Below are 23,445 nucleotides of genomic sequence, written 5' to 3'. Positions count from 1 at the left end.
GGGAGCAGGGTCAGAAGGCGGGCAGGATCTGGACGTCGTCCGCCTTCACGAAGGCGATCCGGTGTCCGAACTGGATCTGGACGTACCGCGTCTTGCCCTTGACGACCACGTGGTCCGCCGGGTCGAACGTCGTCGCCGAGTAGTACTCGGAACCGAGGAGGTTGCCGAGCGAGTACCGCTGCCCGGCCGAGAACGTGTACGGCAGCGGGACGACCTGCTGCACCGGCACGTTCGCCGGGTAGGCCTCCGCCTCGGGATACGCGCGCCCGAACACCGGCACGGTCGGCAGGCCGGGCTTCGGCGTGACGACCAGACCGAACGCCGGGCTCGTCGTGCGCTGGTCGCGGAACCAGCCCTTCTGCCCGAGGTACCAGATCGCCGTCCAGCCGTCACGCCGCTCGGCGACCACGTACCGCTGGCCGGTCTCCGCCCGGCTGCCGATGTCGGAAACGGCCATCGTGCTGGCCGAACCATCCGGGCGCAGACCGATGTCCTTCAGCAGCGGCGCCGACTCGTTCGGCTCGCTGCGCAACACCACAGATCCGGAACCCCTTGCCGGACAAGGCTTTCCGGCGGTCTCGCAGCCCGTGAACGCGGGCTGGTTGGTGGCGAAGTCCGGTGTGATGGTCACCAGCGGCGAACCCGGACGGCCGAAACCGGACAGCGGCGCGCCCATCAGGTCGAAGTAGTGCGCCCAGTCCCAGTACGGGCCCGGATCCCAGTGCATGCCCTTGATGGTCGAGGGGATCGTGCCCGGCACGTTGTCATGGCCGAGGATGTGCGCGCGGTCGAGCGGGATGTCGTACTTCCGCGCGAGGTAGCCGACGAGCTTCGCGGAGGTGCGGTACATCGCCTCCGTGTACCAAGTGCCCTTCGCGGCGAAGCCCTCATGCTCGATGCCGACGGACTTCGCGTTGACGTACCAGTTGCCCGCGTGCCAGGCGACGTCCTTGGTCGGGACGTGCTGCGCGATCTGACCGTCCGCCGAACGGATCGTGTAGTGCCAGCTCACGTACGTCGGGTCCTGGACCAGGTCCATCGCCGTGTCCCAGTAGCCCTCGGTGTCGTGGATGATGATGTATTCGACCTTCTGGCTCTTCGGCCGGTCCGCCTTGTCGTGGTTGCCGTAGTCGTTGTTCGGCAACTCCTGGTACGGCGCGGGGACCGAAAGGCACGAGACCTTCTTCGGGCATTCCGTCTTCGAGGTGTCGGCTTGCTCGCGGGCCGGGCTCACCGGCGTCGCGGCGAGAGTGACGGTCTGACCGTCGTCGGTCTTGCGGCTGACGCCCTTGGAGATGGTGTCGAAGACTTCGTCGGCGAAGGAGCGTGCTCCCGCCGTGTCCTTCGCGCCGCTGTAGCGCGCGACGGCGTCGTACCAGTCCTTGCCACCGGTTTCGCGTTGGTACTTCGCCAGCAGGGCGGCGCCACCGCGGATGTTCTGCGTGGTGTTCGTGCGCAGCGTCGCGACGTCCTGGCCGATGAGCGCGGACGCTTCGTCGATCGTCTGCAGACCCGGCGGGGGAGGCTTCGGCGCCGGTGTCGCCGGGAGTTTCGCCCGGCGGGCGTCGTCGCCGCGCGGATCCTCCTCGCCTTCGTCGTGATGCGTGCCGGTTCCCGCGTCGCGCAGATCGGTCAGGTGCATCGGGCCGTAGCCGGCGGACGTGCTCGGCGTACCGGCGTTGAAGTCCCAGCGTGACTCCAGGAAGGAGACGCCGAGCAGGACGCTCTCGGGGACGCCGAACTCCTGCGCGGCGGCCGCGAAGTCCCGCTGACGCTGCTGATCCGCGGGGGCGGCTTCGGCGGGAACGGCGGCGAGGAGTCCGGCGGCGAGGGCGAGGACCGCGAGTCCGGCGGTCCGTCTGGACCGGCGCCGGAGTGGTGCGAGGGCAACAGGATGGAAGGGACGCGGCATGGGCGTAAACCCCCAGTGACTAGGTCTGCTGTACAGGACCGACCCCAATGGTCGGAACCTAACCAGAAACGCGTCTCTTCCGTAAGGTCCCTCCAGATCGCGATTAGGGGGCTAAACGCAAGTCGGTGGCATGGCGCTTCCGCGAGCGATCCGTTCGGCGTCCTCGATGCCGCCGTGAGCGCTCTCGGCACCTCGCCCGCCCGATGCCCTGGTCGGCTCCCGCGCGCACTTGCGTTTCGCGGGCTAACCGCGATCTGGGTGCCCAGGCCGCCCACTTGCGTTTCGCGGGCTAATCGTGATCCGGCGGCAGGTACCCGGTGGCGGGAAGGCCATCGGGATCGACCATCCCGACGCCGCGCCGCTCAGCAGCGGCATCGTCCCTCCCCGACCGCGGCGCGGAACCCTGTGGGAACAAAACGGCCGGTCAGGCGCTCGGGAAGATCATTTTCGCGGCGTGAGCGGACCCTCCTTGCGAAGCTGGCACTCACATGGCTAGAGTGCTAATTGCACGGCCCGAACACGCCCCGGCACCCGCGACGGCGGGGGTGGTAGGAGCCGTAATACATCCTGCCAACGCTTTCGACGACCGTGGAGGTCAACCCGGTGAGCGTGAACATCAAGCCGCTCGAGGACAAGATCGTTGTCCAGACGAGTGAGGCCGAGGAGACGACCGCTTCCGGCCTCGTCATCCCCGACACCGCCAAGGAGAAGCCCCAGGAGGGCAAGGTTCTGGCCGTGGGCCCGGGCCGCATCGACGACAAGGGCAACCGCGTTCCGCTGGACGTGGCTGTCGGCGACGTCGTCATCTACTCCAAGTACGGCGGCACCGAAGTGAAGTACAACGGTGAGGACTACTTGATCCTCTCCGCCCGCGACGTGCTGGCCGTCATCAACTGACGTCCGCTCTCAGCGCATGACGCCCCGGGCCCCGCATTGCCGGGGAACGGGGCGTTCGTGTTTTCCGAGCTTTAGAACTGGAAGGTAAGCGGAACACGCCATGCCCAAGCAGATCAGTTTCGACGAGGACGCTCGTCGCGCGCTCGAGCGCGGGGTGAACAAGCTCGCCGACGCGGTCAAGGTCACCCTCGGCCCGCGCGGTCGCCACGTCGTGCTCGACAAGAAGTTCGGTGGCCCGACCATCACCCTCGACGGTGTCACCGTCGCTCGTGAGATCGAGCTCGACGACCCGTTCGAGAACCTGGGCGCGCAGCTCGCCAAGAGCGTCGCCACCAAGACCAACGACGTCGCCGGTGACGGCACCACGACGGCGACCGTGCTCGCCCAGTCGCTGGTGAAGGTCGGCCTGCGCAACGTCGCCGCCGGTGCCAACCCGACGGCCATCGGCCGCGGCATCGAGGCCGCTGCGGAGAAGGTCATCGCGGTCCTCAAGGAGAAGGCGACCCCGGTCAAGGGCCGCGACAACATCGCCCAGGTCGGCACCGTCACCTCGCGTGACGCGGCCATCGGCGCCCTGCTCGGCGAGGCCGTCGAGCGCGTCGGCGAAGACGGCGTCATCACGATCGAGGAGTCGTCCACCCTGGCGACCGAGCTCGTGATCACCGAGGGTGTGCAGTTCGACAAGGGTTTCCTGTCGGCGCACTTCGCGACCAACCCGGAGGAGCAGAAGGCGATCCTCGAGGACGCCTACATCCTCCTGGTCCGCGAGAAGATCTCGGCGCTCGCCGACCTGCTCCCGGTGCTGGAGAAGGTCGTCGAGGCCAAGAAGCCGCTGCTGATCATCGCCGAGGACGTCGACGGCGAGGCGCTGTCGACCCTCGTGGTGAACTCGCTGCGCAAGACGATCACCGCCGTCGCGGTCAAGGCGCCGTTCTTCGGTGACCGCCGCAAGGCGTTCCTGGACGACCTCGCGGTCATCACGGGCGGTGAGGTCATCTCGGCCGAGATCGGGCACAAGCTGTCCGAGACCACGCTCGCCCAGCTGGGCAACGCCCGCCGGATCGTCGTCACCAAGGACGACACCACGCTCGTCGACGGTGCCGGCACCAAGGACGACATCGCCGGGCGCATTTCGCAGATCCGCAAGGAGATCGAGAACACCGACTCCGACTGGGACCGCGAGAAGCTGCAGGAGCGGCTGGCGAAGCTCGGCGGCGGTGTCGCGGTGATCAAGGTCGGCGCGGCCACCGAGACCGAGCTGAACGAGCGCAAGCACCGCATCGAGGACGCCGTGGCTTCGACCAAGGCGGCCGTCGAGGAGGGCATTCTGCCCGGCGGTGGCTCGGCTCTGGTCCACGCCGTCAAGGAGCTCGAGGGTGGCCTCGGCCTTGAGGGCGACGAAGCGACCGGTGTCCGCATCGTCCGCGACGCGCTGTCCGCCCCGCTGTTCTGGATCGCGACCAACGCGGGCCACGAGGGTGCGGTCATCGTGAACAAGGTCCAGGAGCAGAGCTGGGGGCACGGTTTCAACGCCGCCACCGGCGAGCTGACCGACCTGCTGGCCGCCGGCATCGTCGACCCGGTCAAGGTGACCCGGTCCGCGGTGGCGAACGCCGCCTCCATCGCCCGGCTCGTGCTCACGACGGAGAGCTCCATCGTCGAGAAGCCGGCCGACGAGGAGCCCGCTGCGGCCGGTCACGGCCACGCGCACTAGCTCCACCGTTCCACTAGAAGCGGGGCGGTACTCCACTCGGAGTACCGCCCCGCTTTCTTGTGCCTGGCCCCCTCCAGGTCGCGTTTCGCGGGCTAACCGCGGTCCGGGCCCCGGGCCGAGGGGAGCGACTTTCGCGGGCTAAGCGGGATCCGCGTGGCGGGGTCCGGGGGAGCGACTTTCGCGGGCTAAGTGTGATCCGGTCCCGGGGAGCGTGGGCAGCGGCGGGAGCGACATTCGCGGGCTAACCGCGACGCGCACGGGCCCGGACACGCGGAAGGGCGGCACCCCACCCGGATGCCGCCCTTCCGCGTCGCCGACCCGGCCGGATCAGCCGTTCGACATGCTCAATGTGCGTTTGTCCGCCTTGATGATGTGCTCGCGTTCCGACTCCGACAGCCCGCCCCAGATCCCGTACGGCTCGTGCACGGCGAGCGCGTGGGTCCGGCACATGGCCAACACCGGGCAAGCCAGGCACACGGCTTTGGCCCTCGCCTCGCGACGGGCTCTCGCCGGCCCGCGCTCGCCGTCAGGGTGAAAGAAGGACGCGCTGTCCATGCCTCGGCACGACCCTTCGAGCTGCCAATCCCATACATCGGCGTTGGGCCCCGGGAGCCTGCGTGTGTCCGCCATCCTGACCGCCTCCGTCATCCGGTCGAAGCGTTTACCTGCTCTGCTGCGCTGCGGATACTCCATTCGGTGCAACGGCCGTAACGTTAGAAGCGCGCCAATACTTGTTCAAGAGATTCAAGACGATTCAGCCGTTAGGCATCCCCCGGATGTGTGAGCGGCACTTTCCGTTCCGGTTGCCCCGGCCCCGCCCTGCCTGGATATTGGGTCGAGTGGGATCTCGGATCAGCAGTGAAGAACCCACCCTGCCGGTGGCCTCGGTCGCCCGCCGGCTCGGGGTCGCACCGTCCACCCTGCGAACCTGGGACCGCAGATACGGCGTGGGACCGAGCCGGCACACCAACGGCCGCCACCGCCGCTACGGCAGCTCCGACATCGGCCGCCTCGAACTGATGCAGCGCGCGTTGCTTCGCGGCGCCTCGACGGCCGAAGCGGCGAAGTACGCGCTTGAGCAGATGCCCCGCGCAGCGCCGGAGACCCCGGAAACCCCCTTGGTCCCGGTGGAGGAACAGGCCAGCGCGCAGCCCGCGGAGGATCACGACGTCCCGTCCCGGCTCGCCAGGCGCTTGAGCACGGCCGCGCTCGCGATGGACTTCGGCGCGGTCCAGCGGATGCTCGCCGACACGATCCGCGAACTCGGCGTCCTGCCCGCCTGGACAGGCGTCCTGTCGCCGGTCCTGACGGCCCTCGGCGCACGTTGGCGCGGGGTCAGCGCCGGCGCCGAGGTCGAGTACCTGCTCGCCGAATGCGTGTACGCCGCCCTCATCCGCGCCACGCCGGTCCTCCGCGAACCGCGTAACCAGCGGCCGGTCCTGCTGGCCTGCGTCCCGGACGAACGCGACAACCTGCCGATGTACGCGCTCGCCGCCGCGCTCGCGGGCCGCCGGATCGGGGCCCAGCTGTTCGGCACCTCCCTGCCTGCCGAGGTGCTGGCGGTGACGGTCCGCCGCAGCGTCCCGGCCGCGGTGGTGCTGTGGTCGGGGCGGAACGCGACAGCGGATCCGCGCCTGTTCGCCAGGGTGTCCCGCGGCCGCCAGCGCAGCAGGCTCTTCGCCTGCGGCCCCGGCTGGGATCCGGCGGTGCTCCCGGACAAGATCGAACTACTCGGCGAGCTGACGACGGCCGCCGACCGGATCGAGCACGTTCTTGTCGGTGCGAGGCGCTAGAAAGGACGGATGGAAGCGTCCTTGCGGTCCGCCGCGTTCGGCGACGGCGTGCTGCCACCGTCGTCCTTCGGGGTGCCCGCGTCACCTCGCGGACGGTTGCTCGCCGCGATCGGGCTCGGCGCCCGCGGCCGGTACGCGTCGGCGGCCACCCTGTTGACCGGTTTGCGGGCGAGCAAGGAGCCGGTGCTCGCGTCGCTGGCGTCGAGCACGCTGGCGTCGCATCGACGCCAGCTGGGCGGGCACGCGACGGCGCTCGTCCTCGACGGTGAGGCGCTCGCGCTGGCGATCGCGGAGCCGCGAGGTGAATCCGACCCCGACGGCCTGGACGCGGAGGGGGCCCGTGCGGACGCGCTGCTCGGTCTGGCGGCCGACAACCTCGGGCGGGGCAGGCTGGGCGCCGCCCGGCGGCTGGTGGCCCGCGCGGAGGCGCACACCGGCAACTGGCGGAGCCGGACCAGGGCCGGTTGGGTGGCCGCGGAAATCGAACTGGCGAGTAACATTTCCGAGGCGGCCATCACACCTGCGGAAATGGCGCTCGAAACGGCGCGGGCTCAGGGCGCTTGCCGACATGTCGTCAAATCACAGCTCGTACTCGGTGTGACGTTGGCGAATGGGAGTTCCACTGAGCGGGAGCGCGCGAAGACGCTGGTCAGGAGTGCCCGGGAAACCGCCGAGAAATACGAAATCAATTCACTTTTATGGGTGGCATGCCTGGTCGAGGCCGACTTGGGGGCGGGACACGCCGATGAGTATCGATTCAGAAGTGCCGAACTGTTGCACGCAGTGTTACGGCGCGCAGATCCTTGCGGGAGGCGGCTCGCCCGGGAATCTCCGTGGGTTCCCACCGGGGGCGTCTAGCCTGTTGGAGGGCCCATTCCGGCAACCGGGCTAAGAACTTTCAAAAAAAGCCACCGGATCGTGTCAAGGTTCGGGCTAAAGCGTCCGATAGGGGAAGTGGAATGTCACCCGGCTGCAGGAAGGAAACCCCGTGACGACGGTCTTGATCTGCGACGACCGACGCAGTGTCCGCGAAGGGCTCACTCGAGTGATGTCCGCGGTCCCAGGGGTCAGTCGCATCGACTGCGTAGCGCACGGTGACGAGCTGCTGGCCCGGTACTCCCGTCAGCCGGTCGACGTCGTGCTGGTCGGTACCCAGCGCGCTGTCCCGACTGGCGTCGAAGCCACCAGGCGGCTCGTCTCGGCGAACCCCCAAGCGAACGTGATCGTGTTCGGCGCCCCGGACGACGCCGGCAGCATCGCCGCCGCCATCGCCGGCGGAGCGCGCGGCTACCTGCGCTGGGACGCCTCGCGTCCCGAGCTGGTCGCCGCACTGGCGCATACGCTCGCCAGCACTTCGGTGCCGGCGCCGCGCCAGCCGTCCGACCCCGGCGTCCAGCTCACCGAGCGCGAGCTTCAGGTGCTCCGTGGGATGAGCCAGGGCAAGAGCAATGGACAGATCGGCCGTGAGCTGTACCTGTCCGAAGACACCGTGAAGACCCACGCGCGGCGCTTGTTCCGCAAGCTCGGCGTGCGGGATCGCGCTCAGGCTGTCGCCCACGGATTCCGCCGTGGACTCGTTTCCTGACAACGCTTTCCTGATTTCGCTGGTGTGACAGCGGCAACGGGTGACAACGGGCCGGGGGCAAGCCCCTGGCCCGTACCTGTGTTCCCTGTCACGCTTCGCACTTTTGTCTTCACTGCTCGGGCACTCTGGCCCGAGCGCGTCCGCCTCCGGGTGGACCGTCGTACCCCACTGTGTTCCGGCTCGTTGAAGGTTCGACTACGAGCGAGGGGAACCAGGAAGTAGACCCCGGTTTTAGCGCGCTCGCCGGATGGGCGGCGCGCCGGTGGCGGCCGTCAGCGAAGGCGGCGGGCCCGGGGCGGTACGGTAGCTGTCACCGGTAGTGGTCTCCGAAGTCACACGCCGGACTCTTTGCACGCCTATACGTAACACTGGGACTGTTGTCTGCGATGGCCAATGTGGGGGACGGACTGGATGAGCCGGTCGCCGCTGCTGTTGAGGGTGATCCTCAAGCGGTCGAGCGGTTGCTGGCGGCCATCCGTCCTTTGGTAGTGCGGTACTGCCGCGCTCGGGTTGGCAGGCAGGAGCGTTCGTTCGCTTCCGCAGACGACGTTGCTCAGGAGGTGTGTCTCGCGGTGCTCACGGCATTGCCTTCGTACCGTGATCAGGGCCGCCCGTTCCTGGCCTTCGTCTACGGGATCGCCCAGCACAAGGTGGCCGACGCGCATCGCGCCGCGGCCCGCAACCGTGCCGAACCGGTCGCCGAAGTCCCCGACGAGATCGAGGGCGGCGTCGGTCCCGAACAGCGCGCCCTCCAAGGCGAGTTGAACGAGCGCATGTCGCAACTGCTGCGCGTCCTTCCCGATAAACAGCGTGAGATCGTGGTTCTGCGTGTCGTAGTGGGATTGTCCGCCGAAGAGACGGCCGAAGCCGTGGGGTCCACCCCCGGCGCCGTCCGGGTGGCCCAGCATCGCGCCCTCGCGCGCCTACGTAAGGTTCTGGCCGCTGAGGAGGTGATCTGAGTGACCGATCGCGACCATCGGTTCTCCCCTGAGACCGATCGTGAACTGACGGCCTTCGAAAGAGGGCTGACGTCCTCCGAGGCCGAGTTCGCCGCTGATCTGTCGGCTGTGCAGGCCGACGACGCGCTGCTCGACGCTCTCGGTGGCTCGGACCCGAAAATGGCCGACGACCTCGGCGATCAGGAGCTCAACGCGCTGTTGCTGGCATGGCGGCGCGACATAGACAGTGAGCCGCTCGCGGAACTGGTGGACGTCGATACCGCCGTCACCACCGTGAAGACAGCCGCGCTCGCCCGTAAACACGGGGGAAGACGCCGGCTGCTGGTCCCGGTGGCCGCCGCCGCGGCCGTCCTGGCCATCGCCTTCGCCGGTACCGGTCTCGCCGCGAAGGACGCGCAGCCTGGTGACACGCTCTGGGGCCTGACCAAGGTGCTTTACGCCGACCACGCCCGGTCGGTCGAGGCCGCCGCCGCGGCCAAACTCGATCTGGAAAAGGCCAACCTCGCGCTCGCCGGTGGGCGCCTCGACGACGCGCGTAAGGCGCTCGACGAGGCACAGGCCGCGCTGAGCCAGGTGACCGACGAAGAGAACCGCGACCAGTTGCTCGAGCAGCACCGTCAGCTGAGCGCGCAGCTGCAGAACCCCACGCAGCCGACGTTGCCTTCGGATCAGCAGTCTCCTTCGCAGACTCCGGTGGCGACCACTCCGCCGCCCACTCCTCAGCCGACCGGTTCGCCGACGTCGCTGCCTGGAGGCGGCAGCCCCGGCACGAGCCTGCCGGGCACCACGACACCCACACCCACTCCGCCGACCTCGTCGAGTGAGCCACCGCCGCCCACCACGTCGACGACGCAGCCGGCCTCAGGTAACGATCCCGGCGGCTCGCGCAACGAGCCGACCCCGGGTGCCGGAGCGCAGGCGCCCGGCGTCGTAGAGACGACGTAGCACCCCGAGAACGCCGAAAGGGCCTGGTGAGAACACTCTCACCAGGCCCTTTCGCGTTGGGCTCAAATCGCCTTTAGCGGGCTAAACGCGACGTGTTTAGCCCGCTAAAGGCGATCAGTAGGCGCTTTCGTTGGCCGTGACACCGTCCGCGAAACCGCGGCAGTAGTCCCAGCTCACGTAGTCACCGGGGTTCGGATCGAACGCGGGCTCGTGCGGCCGCATCCGGCCGTCGGAGAGCAGCTGCTCGAGACTGGCGCGCAGCAGATGCCAGTCGTGGTAGTGCGGTTCATCGCATTCTCCGCAGTCGACCACGATCCCGCGTACTCCGCGCGGTTCGAGAAGCGCCTGGTAGACGGCGAGATCGGAGAGGTCGGCCAGCAACTCGGTGCGTTCCTCGTCGCTGATCGGCTCGTCCAGCCGGTCGGCGTCGTCGATGAACGCGCGGGCCGGGTCCTCCGGGTCATCCGCGAACGGGTCTGGGGGCAACGCATCATGCGGCACGCCTGCACGCTACCGGGCGCCCACCCGGGCCGGGCGGCCGCCCGGCCCGGATATCATGAGGGGCAGGCCCTCGCCGTGATGCCACCAGCCACGGCGGCCCCCATTAGTCACCGCTAGGAAGGCCGTTCGCCTGCTATGACCAGCGACAGCGTCACCGCCCCCGTCCCGAGCAAGTTCGCCATGCTCGGGCTGACCTTCGACGACGTGCTGCTGCTGCCGGCCGAGTCCGACGTGGTGCCCAGTGCGGTCAGCACCCGCACCCGGCTCTCCCGCAACGTCACCCTCAACATCCCGCTGGTCTCCGCCGCCATGGACACGGTCACCGAAGGCCGGATGGCGATCGCGATGGCGCGCCAGGGCGGGATGGGCGTGCTGCAGCGCAACCTGCCGATCGACGACCAGGCGTCCGCCGTCGAGGTCGTGAAGCGCTCCGAGGCGGGCATGGTGACCGATCCGGTCACCTGTTCGCCGGAGGACACCCTCGCCGAGGTCGACGCGCTGTGCGCCCGGTTCCGGATCTCCGGCGTGCCGGTGACGGACGCCGCCGGCACGCTCGTGGGCATCATCACCAACCGCGACATGCGGTTCGAGGTGGACCACACCCGTGCGGTGCACGAGGTGATGACGAAGCTGCCGCTGGTCACCGCGCAGGTCGGGGTCACCGCGGAGGCCGCGCTGGGGCTGCTGCGCCGTCACAAGATCGAGAAGCTGCCGATCGTCGACGGCGCGGGCAAGCTGCGCGGCCTGATCACGGTCAAGGACTTCGTCAAGACCGAGCAGTACCCCAACGCCACCAAGGACACCAACGGCAGGCTGATCGTCGGTGCCGCCGTCGGCGTCGGGCCGGACGGGCACAAGCGCGCGATGGCGCTGGCCGACGCCGGGGTCGACGTGCTGATGGTCGACACCGCGCACGGGCATTCCCGCGCCGTCGTGGAAACGGTCGCGCTGCTGAAGAAGGAACTGGGCGACACCGTCGACATCGTGGGCGGCAACGTGGCGACGCGGGCCGGCGCGCAGGCGCTGGTGGAGGCGGGAGCCGACGGGATCAAGGTCGGCGTCGGCCCGGGCTCCATCTGCACCACCCGCATCGTCGCCGGGGTCGGCGTGCCCCAGATCTCCGCGATCTACGAGGCCGACCAGGCCGCCCGCCCGGCGGGCATCCCGGTGATCGGTGACGGCGGCATCCAGTACTCGGGTGACATCGCGAAGGCGCTCGCGGCGGGCGCGTCCACCGTGATGCTCGGCAGCCTGCTCGCGGGCACCGCCGAATCGCCCGGCGACCTGATCCTGGTCAACGGCAAGCAGTTCAAGACCTATCGCGGGATGGGCTCGCTGGGTGCCATGCAGTCGCGCGGACAGGCGAAGTCCTACTCGAAGGACCGCTACGCGCAGGACGACGTGCTGAGCGAGGACAAGCTGGTCCCGGAAGGCATCGAAGGGCGGATCCCGTTCCGTGGGCCGCTCGCGAACGTCGTCCACCAGCTGGTCGGCGGCCTGCGGTCGGGGATGGGCTACGCGGGCGCGTCGACGATCCCCGAGCTGCAGGAGGCGCAGCTGGTGCGGATCACGGCGGCCGGGCTCAAGGAGAGCCACCCGCACGACATCACGATGACCGTCGAGGCGCCGAACTACACCACTCGGTAGTCCGCCCTTTCGGACACTTACGCAGCCGGTTCCGTTCTCGGGAGACTTGGTCCGCTGATCAAGTCTCCCGGGAGGAATCGGATGTCTTCTTCGCTGACCGTTTCGCGGCGCACCGTGGTGGCCCTCTTCGCCGCCGCGGTCCTCGGGCTCGGTGGTGGGGTGGCGGCTTCGGCTGCGCCAGTTGAGAGCGCTGTCGACACCCAGGCTGCGCCGGGGGAGCCGTGGAAGCGCACCGAGCTGTACTTCGGCGCGACGAAGCCGGGTGGCGGCGAGGTGAGTGACGCGGAGTTCGCGGCGTTCTCGGACAAGGTCGTCACCCCGGCGTTCCCGGACGGGTTCACCGAGCTGGCCGGTCGCGGCCAGTGGCGCGGGTCGGATGGGGTGATCACGCGGGAGAAGTCCAGGGTGATCATCGTCGTGTACCCCTTCAGCGACCGCGACGCGAACCGCGAGATCGAGGAGATCCGGAGCGCCTACAAGAAGGCCTTCTCACAGGAATCCGTCCTCCGGACCGACTCCGTGGAGAAGGTCTCCTTCTGACCCTCCTGTCCCAGCCGCCCCACCGGAGCGACTTTAGCGGGCTAAACGTGAAACAGGTGGGGCACGTGGGGCTGGTGTGACTTCGGTGCCGCTTCGGGAGCCCCGTGCGCAGGTCACCCACGCGGCCTAGCGACAATGGGGTGTAACGGTCGTCGGTGAGAAGGGACTTGACGTGCGGGATCTGGTCGAGATCGGCATGGGCCGCACCGCGCGGCGGGCGTATGACCTCGATGACGTGGAGATCGTGCCGTCACGGCGCACCCGGTCGTCGTCGGTCGTGTCCACCGCCTGGCAGATCGACGCGTACCGCTTCGAGTTGCCGCTGGTCACGCACCCCACCGACGCGATCGTGTCGCCGGGCACCGCAGTGGCCGTGGGCGAGCTCGGCGGACTGGGTGTCCTCAACGCCGAAGGGCTCTGGGCGCGGCACCCGAACGTCGAGGACGCGATCTTCCGCCTCGTCCGGGCCGCGGAGGACACCGAAGACCCGACCGCGATCGTGCGGGAGCTGCAGGAGCTGCACTCCGCCCCGATCCGGCTCGACCTGTTGACCGAGGCGATCAAGACGGTCCGCGAATCCGGTGTCACCGTCGCGGCGCGGGTCAGCCCGCAGCACGCCGCCGAACTCACGCCGGACCTGCTGGCGGCGGGCGTCGAGATCCTGGTCGTACAGGGCACGATCATCTCCGCCGAGCACGTCCAGCGCGACGCCGAGCCGCTGGACCTGAAGGACTTCATCGGACGGCTCGACGTCCCGGTGATCGCGGGCGGCGTCAGCGACTACCGGACCGCGATGCACCTGATGCGCACCGGCGCGGCCGGCGTCATCGTCGGCCACGGGGCCAGCCGCGGCGTGACGAGCACCGACAGCGTGCTCGGGATCGGGACGCCGATGGCGACCGCGATCGTCGACGCCGCGGCCGCGCGCCGTGACTACCTCGACGAGACCGGTGGCCGGTACGTGCACGTGCTCGCCGACGGCGGGATGAGCGTGTCCGGCGACATCGCCAAGGCCATCGCCTGTGGTGCCGACGCGGTCATGCTCGGTGCGCCGCTGGCCGCCGCCTCCGAGGCGCCGGGGCAGGGCCTCTACTGGACGTCGGCCGCCGCGCACCCGTCGCTGCCGCGTTCGCGCGTCGCGCTGGGGCCGGACTACGCCGTCGACCTCAAGACGCTCCTCTTCGGACCGTCCTCGGACGCGGAAGGCGTCGTGAACCTCTTCGGCGCGCTTCGCCGCGCGATGGCGAAGACGGGCTACTCGGACCTGAAGGAGTTCCAGCGGGTCGGCCTGACCGTGCGCCGCTGACCTGCGACTTCGCCCGTCCCGGATCGCGTTTAGCCCGCTAAAGGCGATCCGGGGGCGTATTACTTCGGTGAAGTGAAGTGACCTGAGAGGGCTGGATGACCGTGATGGTCGTCCAGCCCTCTTCTTCGTGCGGCCGGATCGCGTTTAGCCCGCGAAACGCACCTCGGTCCCGCTCACGCCCCACGTGCCCCACCAGTCACACGAACCGCCAGTTTCACCTTTAGCCCGCTAAAGTCGCGCGGCTCGGGGGAGCGGGGGTGTTCGTGCGTCTGGGTGGAAGGTGACTGGCCGGTAACTTACCTCTGGTCAGGAAGGGTGGGCGGGGTTACAGTCCAGGGTGTGACTGCCAGTAACACCACCACTGAAGACGTCTTTGACTACGACGTGATCGTCGTCGGCTCCGGGTTCGGCGGCAGTGTCGCTGCCCTTCGCCTGACCGAGAAGGGCTACCGCGTAGCCGTCATCGAGGCGGGCCGTCGCTTCGCCGACGACGAGTTCGCGAAGACGTCCTGGGACCTTCGCCGCTACGTCTGGGCGCCCCAGGTCGGCTGCTTCGGCATCCAGCGCATCCACATGCTCAAGGACGTCATGGTGCTGGCCGGCGCGGGCGTCGGCGGCGGGTCGCTGGTGTACGCGAACACGCTGTACCGCCCGCTGAAGCCGTTCTACGTCGACCCGCAGTGGTCCCACATCACCGACTGGGAGTCCGAACTCGGCCCGCACTACGACCAGGCCAGCCGCATGCTGGGGGTCGTCACCAACCCCAGCGTCACGCCGTCGGACGTCGTCATGAAGGGCGTCGCCGAGGACATGGGCGTGCCTGAGTCGTATCACCCGACGCCTGTCGGCGTGTACTTCGGCAAGCCAGGGGAGCGCGCCGAGGACCCGTACTTCGGCGGCGCGGGCCCGGCGCGCACCGGCTGCACCGAATGCGGCGCCTGTATGACCGGCTGCCGCGTCGGCGCCAAGAACACGCTGGTCAAGAACTATCTCTACCTCGCGGAGAAGGACGGCGCGAAGGTCATCCCCCTCACGACCGTGAGCGCGATTAGCCCGCTAAACGCAGGTGGGTACGAGGTGAGCATCAAGAAGACCGGGACCACCTCGCGCAAGTTCCGGCACAAGCTGACGGCCGCGCAGGTGGTGCTCGCCGCCGGGACGTGGGGCACGCAGAACCTCCTCCACAGCATGCGCGACACCGCCAGGCTGCCGAAGCTCTCGCCACGCCTCGGCGAGCTGACCCGCACCAACTCCGAAGCCATCATCGGCGCCGCCCGCACCTCGGTCGACGAGGAGCGGAACTTCAGCCGCGGCGTTGCGATCACGTCGTCGATCCACCCCGACGAGAACACCCATATCGAGCCCGTCCGCTACGGCAAGGGCAGCAACGCGATGAGCCTGCTCCAGACCATCGCCACCGAAGGCGATTCGGCGGTCCCGCGCTGGCGCCAGGCCGTGAACTTCATGGTCAAGCACCCCGTCCAGACGGTCCGGCTGCTCAACGGCTACCGCTGGAGCGAGCGCACGGTGATCCTCCTGGTGATGCAGAGCCTCGACAACTCCATCACCACGTACACCAAACGCGGTCTCTTCGGCCGCCGCAAGTACACCTCGAAACAGGGACACGGCGAGCCGAACCCCAGTTTCATCCCCGCCGGCCACGAGGCCAACCTCCGCACCGCCGAACGCATCGGCGGCAAGGCGGGCGGCACCTGGGGCGAGATCTTCGACATCCCGCTCACCGCCCACTTCATCGGCGGAGCCCCGATCGGCACGGCACCGGACAACGGCGTGATCGACCCGTACCACCGAGTGTTCAACTATCCCGGTCTGTCCATTGTGGATGGTTCGGCGATCACCGCGAACCTCGGCGTGAACCCCTCGCTCACCATCACCGCGCAGGCCGAGCGGGCGTTCTCACTGTGGCCGAACAAGGGCGAACCGGACAGCAGGCCGCCGCAGGACTCGCCGTACGTGCGGCTCGAGCCGATCTCGCCGAAGAATCCCGCTGTTCCGGCGGACGCGCCGGCGGCACTTCGGCGCTAAATTGGGGAAATGACCGCCTCCGAACGCGCCCACATCCTGCTGAACCGAGTCCGCGCCCTGCACGACGAATGGGCGCGGGTGGTGCGCGGGCTCGACGAGGAGGCCGTGCACGCCCCCAGTGCACTGCCCGGCTGGACGCGGGCGCATCTGCTGTCCCACCTCGCGCGCAACGCCGACGGCCTGGCCAACCTGCTCACCTGGGCGAAGACGGGCGTCGAGACGCCGATGTACGCCGGTGAGGCGGCCAGGGACGACGACATCGAGAAGGGCGCGTACCGGTCCGCGGAGGAGATCGCCGAGGACGTCGTCGGCTCCGCCGCGCGGCTGGTCGAGGTCGCCGAGAGCCTGCCGGACGACGCGTGGTGGGTCCGGGTGCGTGCCCGGCAGGGGCGCGAGATCCCGGCGGAGTTCGTGCTCTGGCTCCGGCTGTCCGAGACCGCGATCCATCTGGCCGACCTCGACTTCGGCTACGACTTCGACCGCGTCGCCGATCTGCTCGGCGACGAGTTCGACACCGTCGTCGGCAATGCCATCGGAATGTACGCCGGCGAACTGCCCGCTGTGCTCCTGATCGCCGCCGAAGAGAACGGCTACCGGCACGAGTGGCGGATGAGCGAAGGGGAGCTGGAGCCGCTGACAGGTACCCGTGGCGAGGTTCTGGCGTGGATCACCGGCCGCAGCGATGGATCCACTTTGGACGGTGTCGCGCCGCCGCTCCCGAACTGGCTGTGACGACACCGTCCAAAGTGGATCAGGTCAGCCGCGGAACGAGTCCACGCCGAACAGCTTGGCGATGTCGTCCAGCATGGCGTTCGCACCCTGCAGGCTCACCGAGGTGAACCAGGTGGTGTCGTTGACGTCGATCACCTTTCCCTTGAGGGTTCCCCAAAGCGGGCTCGACTGGAACTTCGCCTTGGGGCTCTCGGCCTGCTTGCTTTCGTCGGCGTAGCTGGCGACGAAGATCGCTTCGGCGTCGAGCTTCCCGATCTCCTCCTGGCTCAGGTCGTTGGAGATCTTCGCCTTGTTGTCCGGCTGTCCGGCGGGCCGCTGGAGACCGGCATCGGCCATCACCGTCCCGGGGAACGACGCGCTGCTGTAGAGCCGCACCGTGGGTTCGCCTTCGACGAAGCGGACGACGGAGACGGCGGCGGGCTTGCCGAGCTTGGCCTTGATCGCGTCGCCGACCTTGTGCGCGCGGTCCTCGTAGGACTTGATCTTCTGCTCCGCCAAGGCTTCCTTGCCCAGGGCCTTGCCGAGCATCCGGATGTTGTCCTTCCAGGTGGCGCCGGTGGTCTGGCTGAACACCGTCGGCGCGACCTTGCTGAACTCACCGTAGAACTTCTCGTGACGCACCTTCGCCGACACGATCAGATCCGGCTTGATGTCGTACAGCTTCTCGATGTCCGGGCTTTCGAGCGCGCCGATCTCCTTGGCGCCCTCGGCGTACTTGCGGTCGTCGCCCAGGTAGTCGGGAAGCTTGTCGTAGTTGCGGTACTTGGTGTACGCCACGACCTTCGTTTCGAGCGCCAGCGTCGCGTCGACGTAGCTGGAGTCGAGCGCCGCGACGGTGGTCGGCTGCTTGTCGATCGTGGTCGACCCCATCACGTGCTCGAGGGTGCGCGGGAATCCACTTTGGCCGGTTCCGGTGGAGGCGGCTTCCTGTTCTCCGCCACCGCATGCGGAGAGGGCCAGGCAGGCGGTCACGGCGAGGGTGAGGACTGCGCGCCGGGGTGGGGTCATGGGTGACTCTTTCTGTGCGGTTAGGCTTTCCTAACCGGAGCATAGGATGGCGGATGTCCACAGTGGAAGTTCGTGTTGGGAAGGCGACAGCGGGAGCCCTGCTCGTCGCGCTTCTGGCTGTGATCTGCGTCGCCAGCATCGCCCTCGGTGCGCGATCGATTCCCCTGGGTGTCGTTTGGGACGCGCTTTTCCACCCCACGGCCGCGCCGGATCACCTGATCGTCCGTTCCTTGCGGGTCCCGCGCACGCTGCTCGGCGTGCTGGCCGGGCTCGCGCTCGGCGCCGCCGGAGCACTCATGCAGGGCCACACCCGCAATCCACTGGCCGACCCCGGCCTGCTCGGCGTCACCCAGGGCGCGGCGTTCGCGGTCGTGCTCGCCGTCGTCGTGTTCGGCATCGACGACCTGTACACGTTCATCTGGTTCGGCTTCGCCGGCGCCCTCGTCGCGAGCGCCGTGGTGTTCCTGCTCGGCGCGGTCGGCGGACGCGGCGCGACCCCGGTGACGCTCGCTCTGGCCGGGGCCGCGGTGAGCGCTCTGCTCAACGGTGTCATCTCCGCCATCGTGCTCGGCGACGACCGCGGGATGGAGACCTACCGCTTCTGGCATGTCGGCTCGATCGCCGGCCGCGACCCCGCGATGATCGGCCAGATCGCGCCGTTCGTGGCGGCGGGCCTGCTCCTCGCTGTCGTCAACACCCCCGGGATGAACACGCTGGCGCTCGGCGACGACGTCGCCGTCGCGCTCGGGCGGCGGGTCGGGCGAACGCGGCTGCTCGGGGTCGCCGCCATCACGCTGCTGACCGGTGCCGCCGTCGCCGCCTGCGGGCCGATCGCGTTCCTCGGCCTGCTGGTGCCGCATTTCGCGCGGGCGATCAGCGGCCCGGATTATCGCTGGCTGGTGCCGTTTTCGGCGGTGCTCGGGGCGATCCTGCTGCTGGCCGCGGATCTGCTCGGCCGCGTCGTCGCCTCGGACAGCCTGGAGGTCGGCATCATGCTCGCCGTCCTCGGCGTGCCGGTGTTCGTCCACTTGGTCCGCAAGAAGGGCTTGGCACGGATATGACGGCTCCCAAGGTGATCACGGCCGGCCGGGCGGCCTGGACGGTCCGGCCGAGGACACTCGCCGTCGTGACCCTCGCGGCGATCGCGCTGGTGCTGGTCGCCGCGCTGAACATCGGCATCGGTACCTCCCACATCGGCCTCGCCGACGTCCTGAAGACCTTGTTCGGCGGCGGCACGGCGCGGGAACGCGGGATCATCTTCGATCTCCGGATGCCGCGCACGCTGACCGGGATCGGCGTCGGCGCGGCACTCGGGTTGTCCGGCGCGCTGTTCCAGACCATCGCCAGGAACCCGCTGGCCAGCCCGGACATCCTCGGCATCACCTGGGGCGCGGGTGTCGGCGCGGTCGGCGTGATCGTCGCCGGTGGCGCGGGCGGCCAGGTCAGCGGCCTGGCGAGCACGCTGGGCGTACCGCTCGCCGGACTGGCGGGCGGCGTGATCGCGGGGATTTTGCTGTACGCCCTGTCCTGGCGGCGCGGGATCGACGGCTACCGGCTCGTCCTGATCGGCATCGCGCTGTCGGCCGTCGGCTACAACCTCGTGTACTGGCTCTTGACCGTCGGAGACGTCGACAACGCGGCGCGGGCGACGACGTGGATCGTGGGCAGCCTCGCCGACGTCGGCTGGGAGTCGGTCGGCCCGGTCCTGCTCACGCTGGCCGTGCTCGCGCCGGTCACGCTGATCGCCGGGCACACCATCGGCGGGCTGCAGTTCGGCGACGACACCGCGCGTGGCCTCGGCATCCGGGTCGACGCCGCCCGTGGGACCCTGCTGCTGCTCGCGGCGGCACTGGCCGCCGTCGCCACCGCGGCCGCCGGGCCGATCACCTTCGTCGCGCTGGCCACTCCGCAGATCGCGCTCCGGCTCGTCCGGTCGGCACAGCCGCCGCTGGTCGGCTCGATGATCCTCGGCGCGCTGCTGACCGTGGGCGCGGACTTCGTCGTCCGGGTGACGCCGGGCCTGTCCGGGCTCCCGGTTGGCGTGCTGACGGCGATCCTCGGCGCTCCCTACCTGATCTTCCTGTTCGTCCGCAGCCGTAAGGAGGAGCGCGCGTGAACGCGAGACTGCGTGCCCGGGAACTGGAACTCGGTTACGGCGAAACACCCGTCGTGACCGGGCTCGACCTCGACGTCCTCGACGGGACCGTCACCGCGATCATCGGGCCCAACGGCTGCGGCAAATCGACGCTGCTGCGCGCGCTGGCGAGGTTGCTCAAACCACGTCAGGGCGCTGTCCTGCTCGACGGGGAGCGGATCGACAAACTGCCGACCCGCGAGGTCGCCAAGATCATCGGCCTGCTGCCGCAAACGCCGTCCGCGCCCGAAGGGCTGACCGTCTCCGACCTGGTCCGGCGGGGACGGCATCCGCATCAGAGCTGGTACCGGCAGTGGTCCTCCTCCGACGACGAGGCGATCGAGCGGGCCCTGCGGCTGACCGGGATGGAGGAGCACGCCGGCCGGGTCGTCGACCAGCTTTCCGGTGGTCAGCGGCAGCGGGCGTGGATCTCGATGACGCTGGCCCAGGAGACCGGGCTGCTCCTGCTCGACGAACCCATCACCTACCTCGACCTCGCGCACCAGATCGACGTGCTGGATCTGGTGTACCGGCTGCACGAGGAGCGCGGGACCACGGTGGTGATGGTGCTGCACGACCTGAATCTCGCCGCCAGGTACGCGGACACGCTGGTCGCCATGCGCGACGGCCGGATCGTCGCGCAGGGCCCGCCCGCGGAGGTCCTCACCGAACCGCTCCTCGACGAGATCTTCGGCTTGTCGGCGAAGGTCATGGCGGATCCGGTGTCCGGTACGCCCCTGGTCGTGCCGGTGAGCGCCCACCTTCGGGGGTAGAACGGCAACCTGCCCGCCTCACGGGCGTCTTACGGGCATGAAGTTGGGGCGAAGGACCTTCCTCAAGCTCGCCGGTGCGACAGCGGCCGGGGCGGCCGCGACGGCGTGCTCGGCCGCGCCTCCCGCGTCGGTGCCCAGTTCGGCGCCGGGAACGTCCTTGCCGCCGAGCAGCAGCGTCCCACCGCCGTCCGGGCCGCCGGACTGGGCCGCGTTGCGGAAGAAGGTTTCCCTGCTCCTGCCGGGGGATTCCGGTTACGACAACGCCAAACGCGTGTTCAATCCGGCCTTCGACGGGCGCGAACCCGCCGCGATCGCCCTCTGCGCCAAGCCGGAAGACGTGCAGGCCGCCGTTTCCGCCGCGGCACGGCGGATCCCGATCGCCGCGCGCGGTGGCGGCCACAGCTACGGCGGCTACTCGGTTCCCGACGGTGGCTTGATGATCGACCTCGGTGGAATGTCCTCAGTGGACGTCCAAGGTGAACAGGTCGTGATCGGCGCGGGCGCGAAGCTGAAGGACGTCTACGCGAAGCTCGGCGGTGCGGGCCGGTGCCTGCCCGCGGGTTCCTGTCCCACTGTCGGGATCGCCGGGCTGACGCTCGGTGGCGGGATCGGTGTCCTCGCCCGCAAATACGGTCTCACCTGTGATCACCTGGTGTCCGCGCAGATCGTCACGGCGGACGGGAAGCTGCGGACCGCGTCGGCGGATTCCGAGCCCGACTTGTTCTGGGCGCTCAGGGGTGGAGGAGGCGGCAACTTCGGCGTCGTCACCTCGTTCACCTTTCGCACCGATCCGGCACCCTCGGCCGTTTCGGTGTTCTCGTTGCGTTTCCCGGCGGGCAGCGCGAACGACGTCCTCGCCCAGTGGCAGCGCTGGCTTCCCGAAGCGCCGCCGGAACTGTGGGCGAACGTCGTGCTGTCGGGCGGATCTCCGGTAGGGTGCCGGGTTTCCGGTTGCTATGTAGGGGATTCCGCTTCCCTGACCACGGAACTTTCGCGGCTGACCGACAAGAGCGGTGCCACGCAGACCATGAAGCAGCTCGACTATCTCGGCGCGATGAAGTACTTCTCCGGCAGCGAGAATCGACAGTCCTTTGTGGCCTCTTCGCGGATCCTCGGTGAACCGGCCGATCCGGCCAAGCTGACGTCCGCGCTTTCCGGGAGGCGCGGAATGGACGTCCTGATCGACGGTCTCGGCGGAGCCGTGGCCGAAATCGCCCCGGGGGACACCGCCTTCTGGCACCGCAAGGCGATCGGCAGTGTGCAGATCTACAGCCAGGCGGATCCCCGTAACCGTTCCGCGGCAACGGATTCCGTGGCCGAGGTGGTGACGGGGATCGGGCTGGGCGGGGGCTACGTCAACTACATCGACCCCGCCCTGCCCGACTGGATGACGGCCTACTACGGCGACAACGCCACCCGCCTCAAGCAGGTGGCGAAGACCTACGACCCGGACAAGGTGTTCGGGTTCGCGCAGGGCATCACTCCCGGCTAGAGGTCGATGCCGGTGAAGACGGTGACCCGTTCCTCGGTGAGGTCGTGCATCGCGGCGAGAACGCCTTCCCGGCCGACCCCCGAACCCTTGACGCCGCCGTACGGCATCTGGTCCGCGCGGTAGGAGGGGACGTCCCCGATGATCACGCCGCCGACCTCGAGTTCGGTCGACGCGTAGAAGGCCAGATGCACGTCGCGGGTGAACACCCCGGCCTGGAGGCCGTAGGCGGATTCGTTGACCGACGCGAAAGCCTCGTCGACACCATCCACAATGGACACGGCGAGCACTGGGCCGAAGATCTCCTCCGCCCAGGCCTTTGTGGACGGTGGCACGTCGGTGAGCACGGTCGGCTCCACTGTCGCGCCGTCCCGCTTGCCGCCGGTGAGGAGCTTCGCGCCCGCGGCGACGGCTTCGTCGATCCAGGCCACGATCCGCTCCGCGGCGGCCTCGTCGACGACCGGTCCCACGTCGGTGTTCTTGTCGTACGGGTCGCCGGTCCGCTGGGATTTCACGGCTTCCACCAGCGCGGGCACGAATTCGCCCGCGACCTCGCGTTCGACGATCACCCGCTGCACCGCGATGCACGACTGCCCGGCCTGGTAGTTGCCGAAGGTCGCGATGCGCTCCGCCGCGCCCTCGGGATCCGGCCAGTCGCGCAGCACGACGGCGGCCGCGTTGCCGCCGAGTTCGAGTACGACGTGCTTGCGCGGGGCGGCATCCGCCAGTGACCAGCCGACCGGACCCGAACCGGTGAACGACACGACCGGCAGCCGGGGATCCGCGACCAGCGCCGAAGTCTCCTCGTTTCCGAGCGGCAGCACCGAGAACGCGCCTTCCGGCAGCTCCGTCTCGGCCAGGATCTCGCCGAGGATCAGCGCGGCCAGCGGCGTGCGCGGCGCGGGTTTGACGATGATCGGCGCACCGACCGCGAGCGCCGGGGCGACCTTGTGCGCCACCAGGTTCAGCGGGAAGTTGAACGGCGCGATACCCAGGACGGGGCCGCGCGGGACGCGGCGGGTGAGCGCCAGCCTGCCTTCGCCCGCCGGGTCGGTGTCCAAGCGCTGCAGGTCACCGCTGAACCGGCGGGCCTCCTCGGCGGCGATCCGGAAGACCGACACCGCGCGCCGCACCTCGGCGTCGGCCCATTTGAGCGGTTTGCCGTTCTCGGCGGTGATGACCTCGGCGATCTCCTCGGCCCGGCCGGCGATGACCCGCGAAACGTGGTCGAGCGCCGCGGCGCGGCTGTGCGCCGACGAGCGCCGGAACTCCTTCGCGACACCCGCCGCCGCGCTCACCGCTCGTTCGACCTGCTCCGGACCGGGCACCGCGACGGTCGCGACTTCGCTTCCGTCGTAAGGATGGTGCACGGTGAGCGTCGAAGCGCCCTGCTCGGCGCGGCCGGCGATCCAGGCGGGGCGCGGCTCCGGGGTGATCATGTCCATGGATGACAAGGTATTCCAG

21 protein-coding genes are annotated in these 23,445 nt (G+C 69.1%); 16 read left to right on the top strand and 5 right to left on the bottom strand.

Annotated elements, in window-relative coordinates:
• Positions 1-10: 10 nt before the first annotated feature.
• Entirely contained in the window at positions 11-1,912 is a 1,902-nt protein-coding gene (locus tag SD37_RS37480) for an N-acetylmuramoyl-L-alanine amidase (RefSeq protein WP_044855687.1), read from the bottom strand.
• 603 nt (positions 1,913-2,515) lie between these two features.
• On the opposite strand from SD37_RS37480, the gene groES reads away from it, so the two are divergent.
• Positions 2,516-2,809 (top strand): co-chaperone GroES, encoded by a 294-nt coding sequence (gene groES, locus SD37_RS37475; RefSeq protein WP_009072407.1) that lies wholly within the window; start codon positions 2,516-2,518, stop codon positions 2,807-2,809.
• Between the two features lie 100 nt (positions 2,810-2,909).
• On the top strand, positions 2,910-4,523 hold the full coding sequence (gene groL / locus SD37_RS37470) for a chaperonin GroEL (RefSeq protein WP_037314820.1): 1,614 nt from the start codon (positions 2,910-2,912) through the stop codon (positions 4,521-4,523).
• A 327-nt stretch (positions 4,524-4,850) separates the two neighbouring features.
• Here groL and SD37_RS37465 read toward each other — a convergent pair whose 3' ends face one another.
• The gene (locus SD37_RS37465) at positions 4,851-5,171 is read right to left on the bottom strand and encodes a WhiB family transcriptional regulator (RefSeq protein ID WP_081736491.1); all 321 of its coding nucleotides are present in this window, start codon (positions 5,169-5,171) and stop codon (positions 4,851-4,853) included.
• A 230-nt stretch (positions 5,172-5,401) separates the two neighbouring features.
• Between SD37_RS37465 and SD37_RS37460 the strand changes: the two genes are divergently transcribed.
• The 5 genes from SD37_RS37460 to SD37_RS37440 all read left to right on the top strand — a co-directional run bounded on the left by SD37_RS37460 (position 5,402) and on the right by SD37_RS37440 (position 9,805).
• Entirely contained in the window at positions 5,402-6,316 is a 915-nt protein-coding gene (locus SD37_RS37460) for a MerR family transcriptional regulator (RefSeq protein ID WP_174567932.1), read from the top strand.
• A 9-nt stretch (positions 6,317-6,325) separates the two neighbouring features.
• Positions 6,326-7,174 carry a hypothetical protein gene (locus SD37_RS37455; protein WP_044855685.1) on the top strand — a complete coding sequence of 283 codons (849 nt, stop codon included), beginning with the start codon at positions 6,326-6,328 and terminating at the stop codon, positions 7,172-7,174.
• 130 nt (positions 7,175-7,304) lie between these two features.
• A complete protein-coding gene (locus SD37_RS37450) occupies positions 7,305-7,901 on the top strand; it encodes a response regulator transcription factor (RefSeq protein ID WP_003073605.1) in 597 nt (198 codons plus the stop codon).
• A gap of 386 nt (positions 7,902-8,287) precedes the next feature.
• A complete protein-coding gene (locus SD37_RS37445; protein WP_037314832.1) occupies positions 8,288-8,860 on the top strand; it encodes a sigma-70 family RNA polymerase sigma factor in 573 nt (190 codons plus the stop codon).
• A complete protein-coding gene (locus tag SD37_RS37440; RefSeq protein WP_044855684.1) occupies positions 8,861-9,805 on the top strand; it encodes an anti-sigma-D factor RsdA in 945 nt (314 codons plus the stop codon). It abuts the gene before it with no gap.
• Between the two features lie 114 nt (positions 9,806-9,919).
• Here the strand turns inward: SD37_RS37440 and SD37_RS37435 are convergent, their stop codons facing one another.
• On the bottom strand, positions 9,920-10,306 hold the full coding sequence (locus tag SD37_RS37435) for a DUF5319 domain-containing protein (RefSeq protein ID WP_044855683.1): 387 nt from the start codon (positions 10,304-10,306) through the stop codon (positions 9,920-9,922).
• A 135-nt stretch (positions 10,307-10,441) separates the two neighbouring features.
• Between SD37_RS37435 and guaB the strand changes: the two genes are divergently transcribed.
• The 5 genes from guaB (at position 10,442) to SD37_RS37410 (ending at position 16,577) form a co-directional block, all read left to right on the top strand.
• Positions 10,442-11,953: an IMP dehydrogenase gene (gene guaB / locus SD37_RS37430; RefSeq protein ID WP_037314842.1), complete on the top strand. Its 1,512-nt coding sequence runs from the start codon at positions 10,442-10,444 to the stop codon at positions 11,951-11,953.
• A gap of 81 nt (positions 11,954-12,034) precedes the next feature.
• Positions 12,035-12,493 (top strand): DUF3574 domain-containing protein, encoded by a 459-nt coding sequence (locus SD37_RS37425; RefSeq protein WP_044855682.1) that lies wholly within the window; start codon positions 12,035-12,037, stop codon positions 12,491-12,493.
• A 172-nt stretch (positions 12,494-12,665) separates the two neighbouring features.
• Complete coding sequence (locus SD37_RS37420) at positions 12,666-13,799, top strand: GuaB3 family IMP dehydrogenase-related protein (protein WP_037314848.1); 1,134 nt, start codon at positions 12,666-12,668, stop codon at positions 13,797-13,799.
• Positions 13,800-14,138: 339 nt separating this feature from the next.
• Positions 14,139-15,845: a GMC oxidoreductase gene (locus tag SD37_RS37415; protein WP_044855681.1), complete on the top strand. Its 1,707-nt coding sequence runs from the start codon at positions 14,139-14,141 to the stop codon at positions 15,843-15,845.
• A gap of 9 nt (positions 15,846-15,854) precedes the next feature.
• The gene (locus tag SD37_RS37410; protein ID WP_044855680.1) at positions 15,855-16,577 is read left to right on the top strand and encodes a maleylpyruvate isomerase N-terminal domain-containing protein; all 723 of its coding nucleotides are present in this window, start codon (positions 15,855-15,857) and stop codon (positions 16,575-16,577) included.
• A gap of 24 nt (positions 16,578-16,601) precedes the next feature.
• On the opposite strand, the gene SD37_RS37405 is transcribed toward SD37_RS37410, so the two are convergent.
• Positions 16,602-17,585 (bottom strand): ABC transporter substrate-binding protein, encoded by a 984-nt coding sequence (locus SD37_RS37405; RefSeq protein ID WP_174567887.1) that lies wholly within the window; start codon positions 17,583-17,585, stop codon positions 16,602-16,604.
• 53 nt (positions 17,586-17,638) lie between these two features.
• Between SD37_RS37405 and SD37_RS37400 the strand changes: the two genes are divergently transcribed.
• The 4 genes from SD37_RS37400 to SD37_RS37385 are packed head-to-tail and all read left to right on the top strand — an operon-like array spanning position 17,639 to position 21,984.
• Positions 17,639-18,646, top strand: a complete 1,008-nt coding sequence (locus tag SD37_RS37400; protein ID WP_044855679.1) for a FecCD family ABC transporter permease — start codon at positions 17,639-17,641, stop codon at positions 18,644-18,646.
• Positions 18,643-19,701, top strand: coding sequence for a FecCD family ABC transporter permease (locus SD37_RS37395; RefSeq protein WP_044855678.1), 1,059 nt, complete (start codon positions 18,643-18,645; stop codon positions 19,699-19,701). The genes SD37_RS37400 and SD37_RS37395 overlap by 4 nt, the downstream gene beginning before the upstream one ends.
• Entirely contained in the window at positions 19,698-20,492 is a 795-nt protein-coding gene (locus tag SD37_RS37390; RefSeq protein WP_044855677.1) for an ABC transporter ATP-binding protein, read from the top strand. The genes SD37_RS37395 and SD37_RS37390 overlap by 4 nt, the downstream gene beginning before the upstream one ends.
• 37 nt (positions 20,493-20,529) lie before the next feature.
• The gene (locus tag SD37_RS37385) at positions 20,530-21,984 is read left to right on the top strand and encodes an FAD-binding oxidoreductase (protein WP_044855676.1); all 1,455 of its coding nucleotides are present in this window, start codon (positions 20,530-20,532) and stop codon (positions 21,982-21,984) included.
• On the opposite strand, the gene SD37_RS37380 is transcribed toward SD37_RS37385, so the two are convergent.
• Entirely contained in the window at positions 21,981-23,426 is a 1,446-nt protein-coding gene (locus SD37_RS37380) for an aldehyde dehydrogenase family protein (protein WP_044855675.1), read from the bottom strand. The genes SD37_RS37385 and SD37_RS37380 overlap by 4 nt on opposite strands.
• Positions 23,427-23,445 lie beyond the last annotated feature (19 nt).

This window comes from Amycolatopsis orientalis, assembly GCF_000943515.2.
GTDB lineage: Bacteria > Actinomycetota > Actinomycetes > Mycobacteriales > Pseudonocardiaceae > Amycolatopsis > Amycolatopsis orientalis.
Note: the sequence above shows the minus strand (reverse complement) of the source record. Positions and strands in the feature narration are given on the sequence as shown.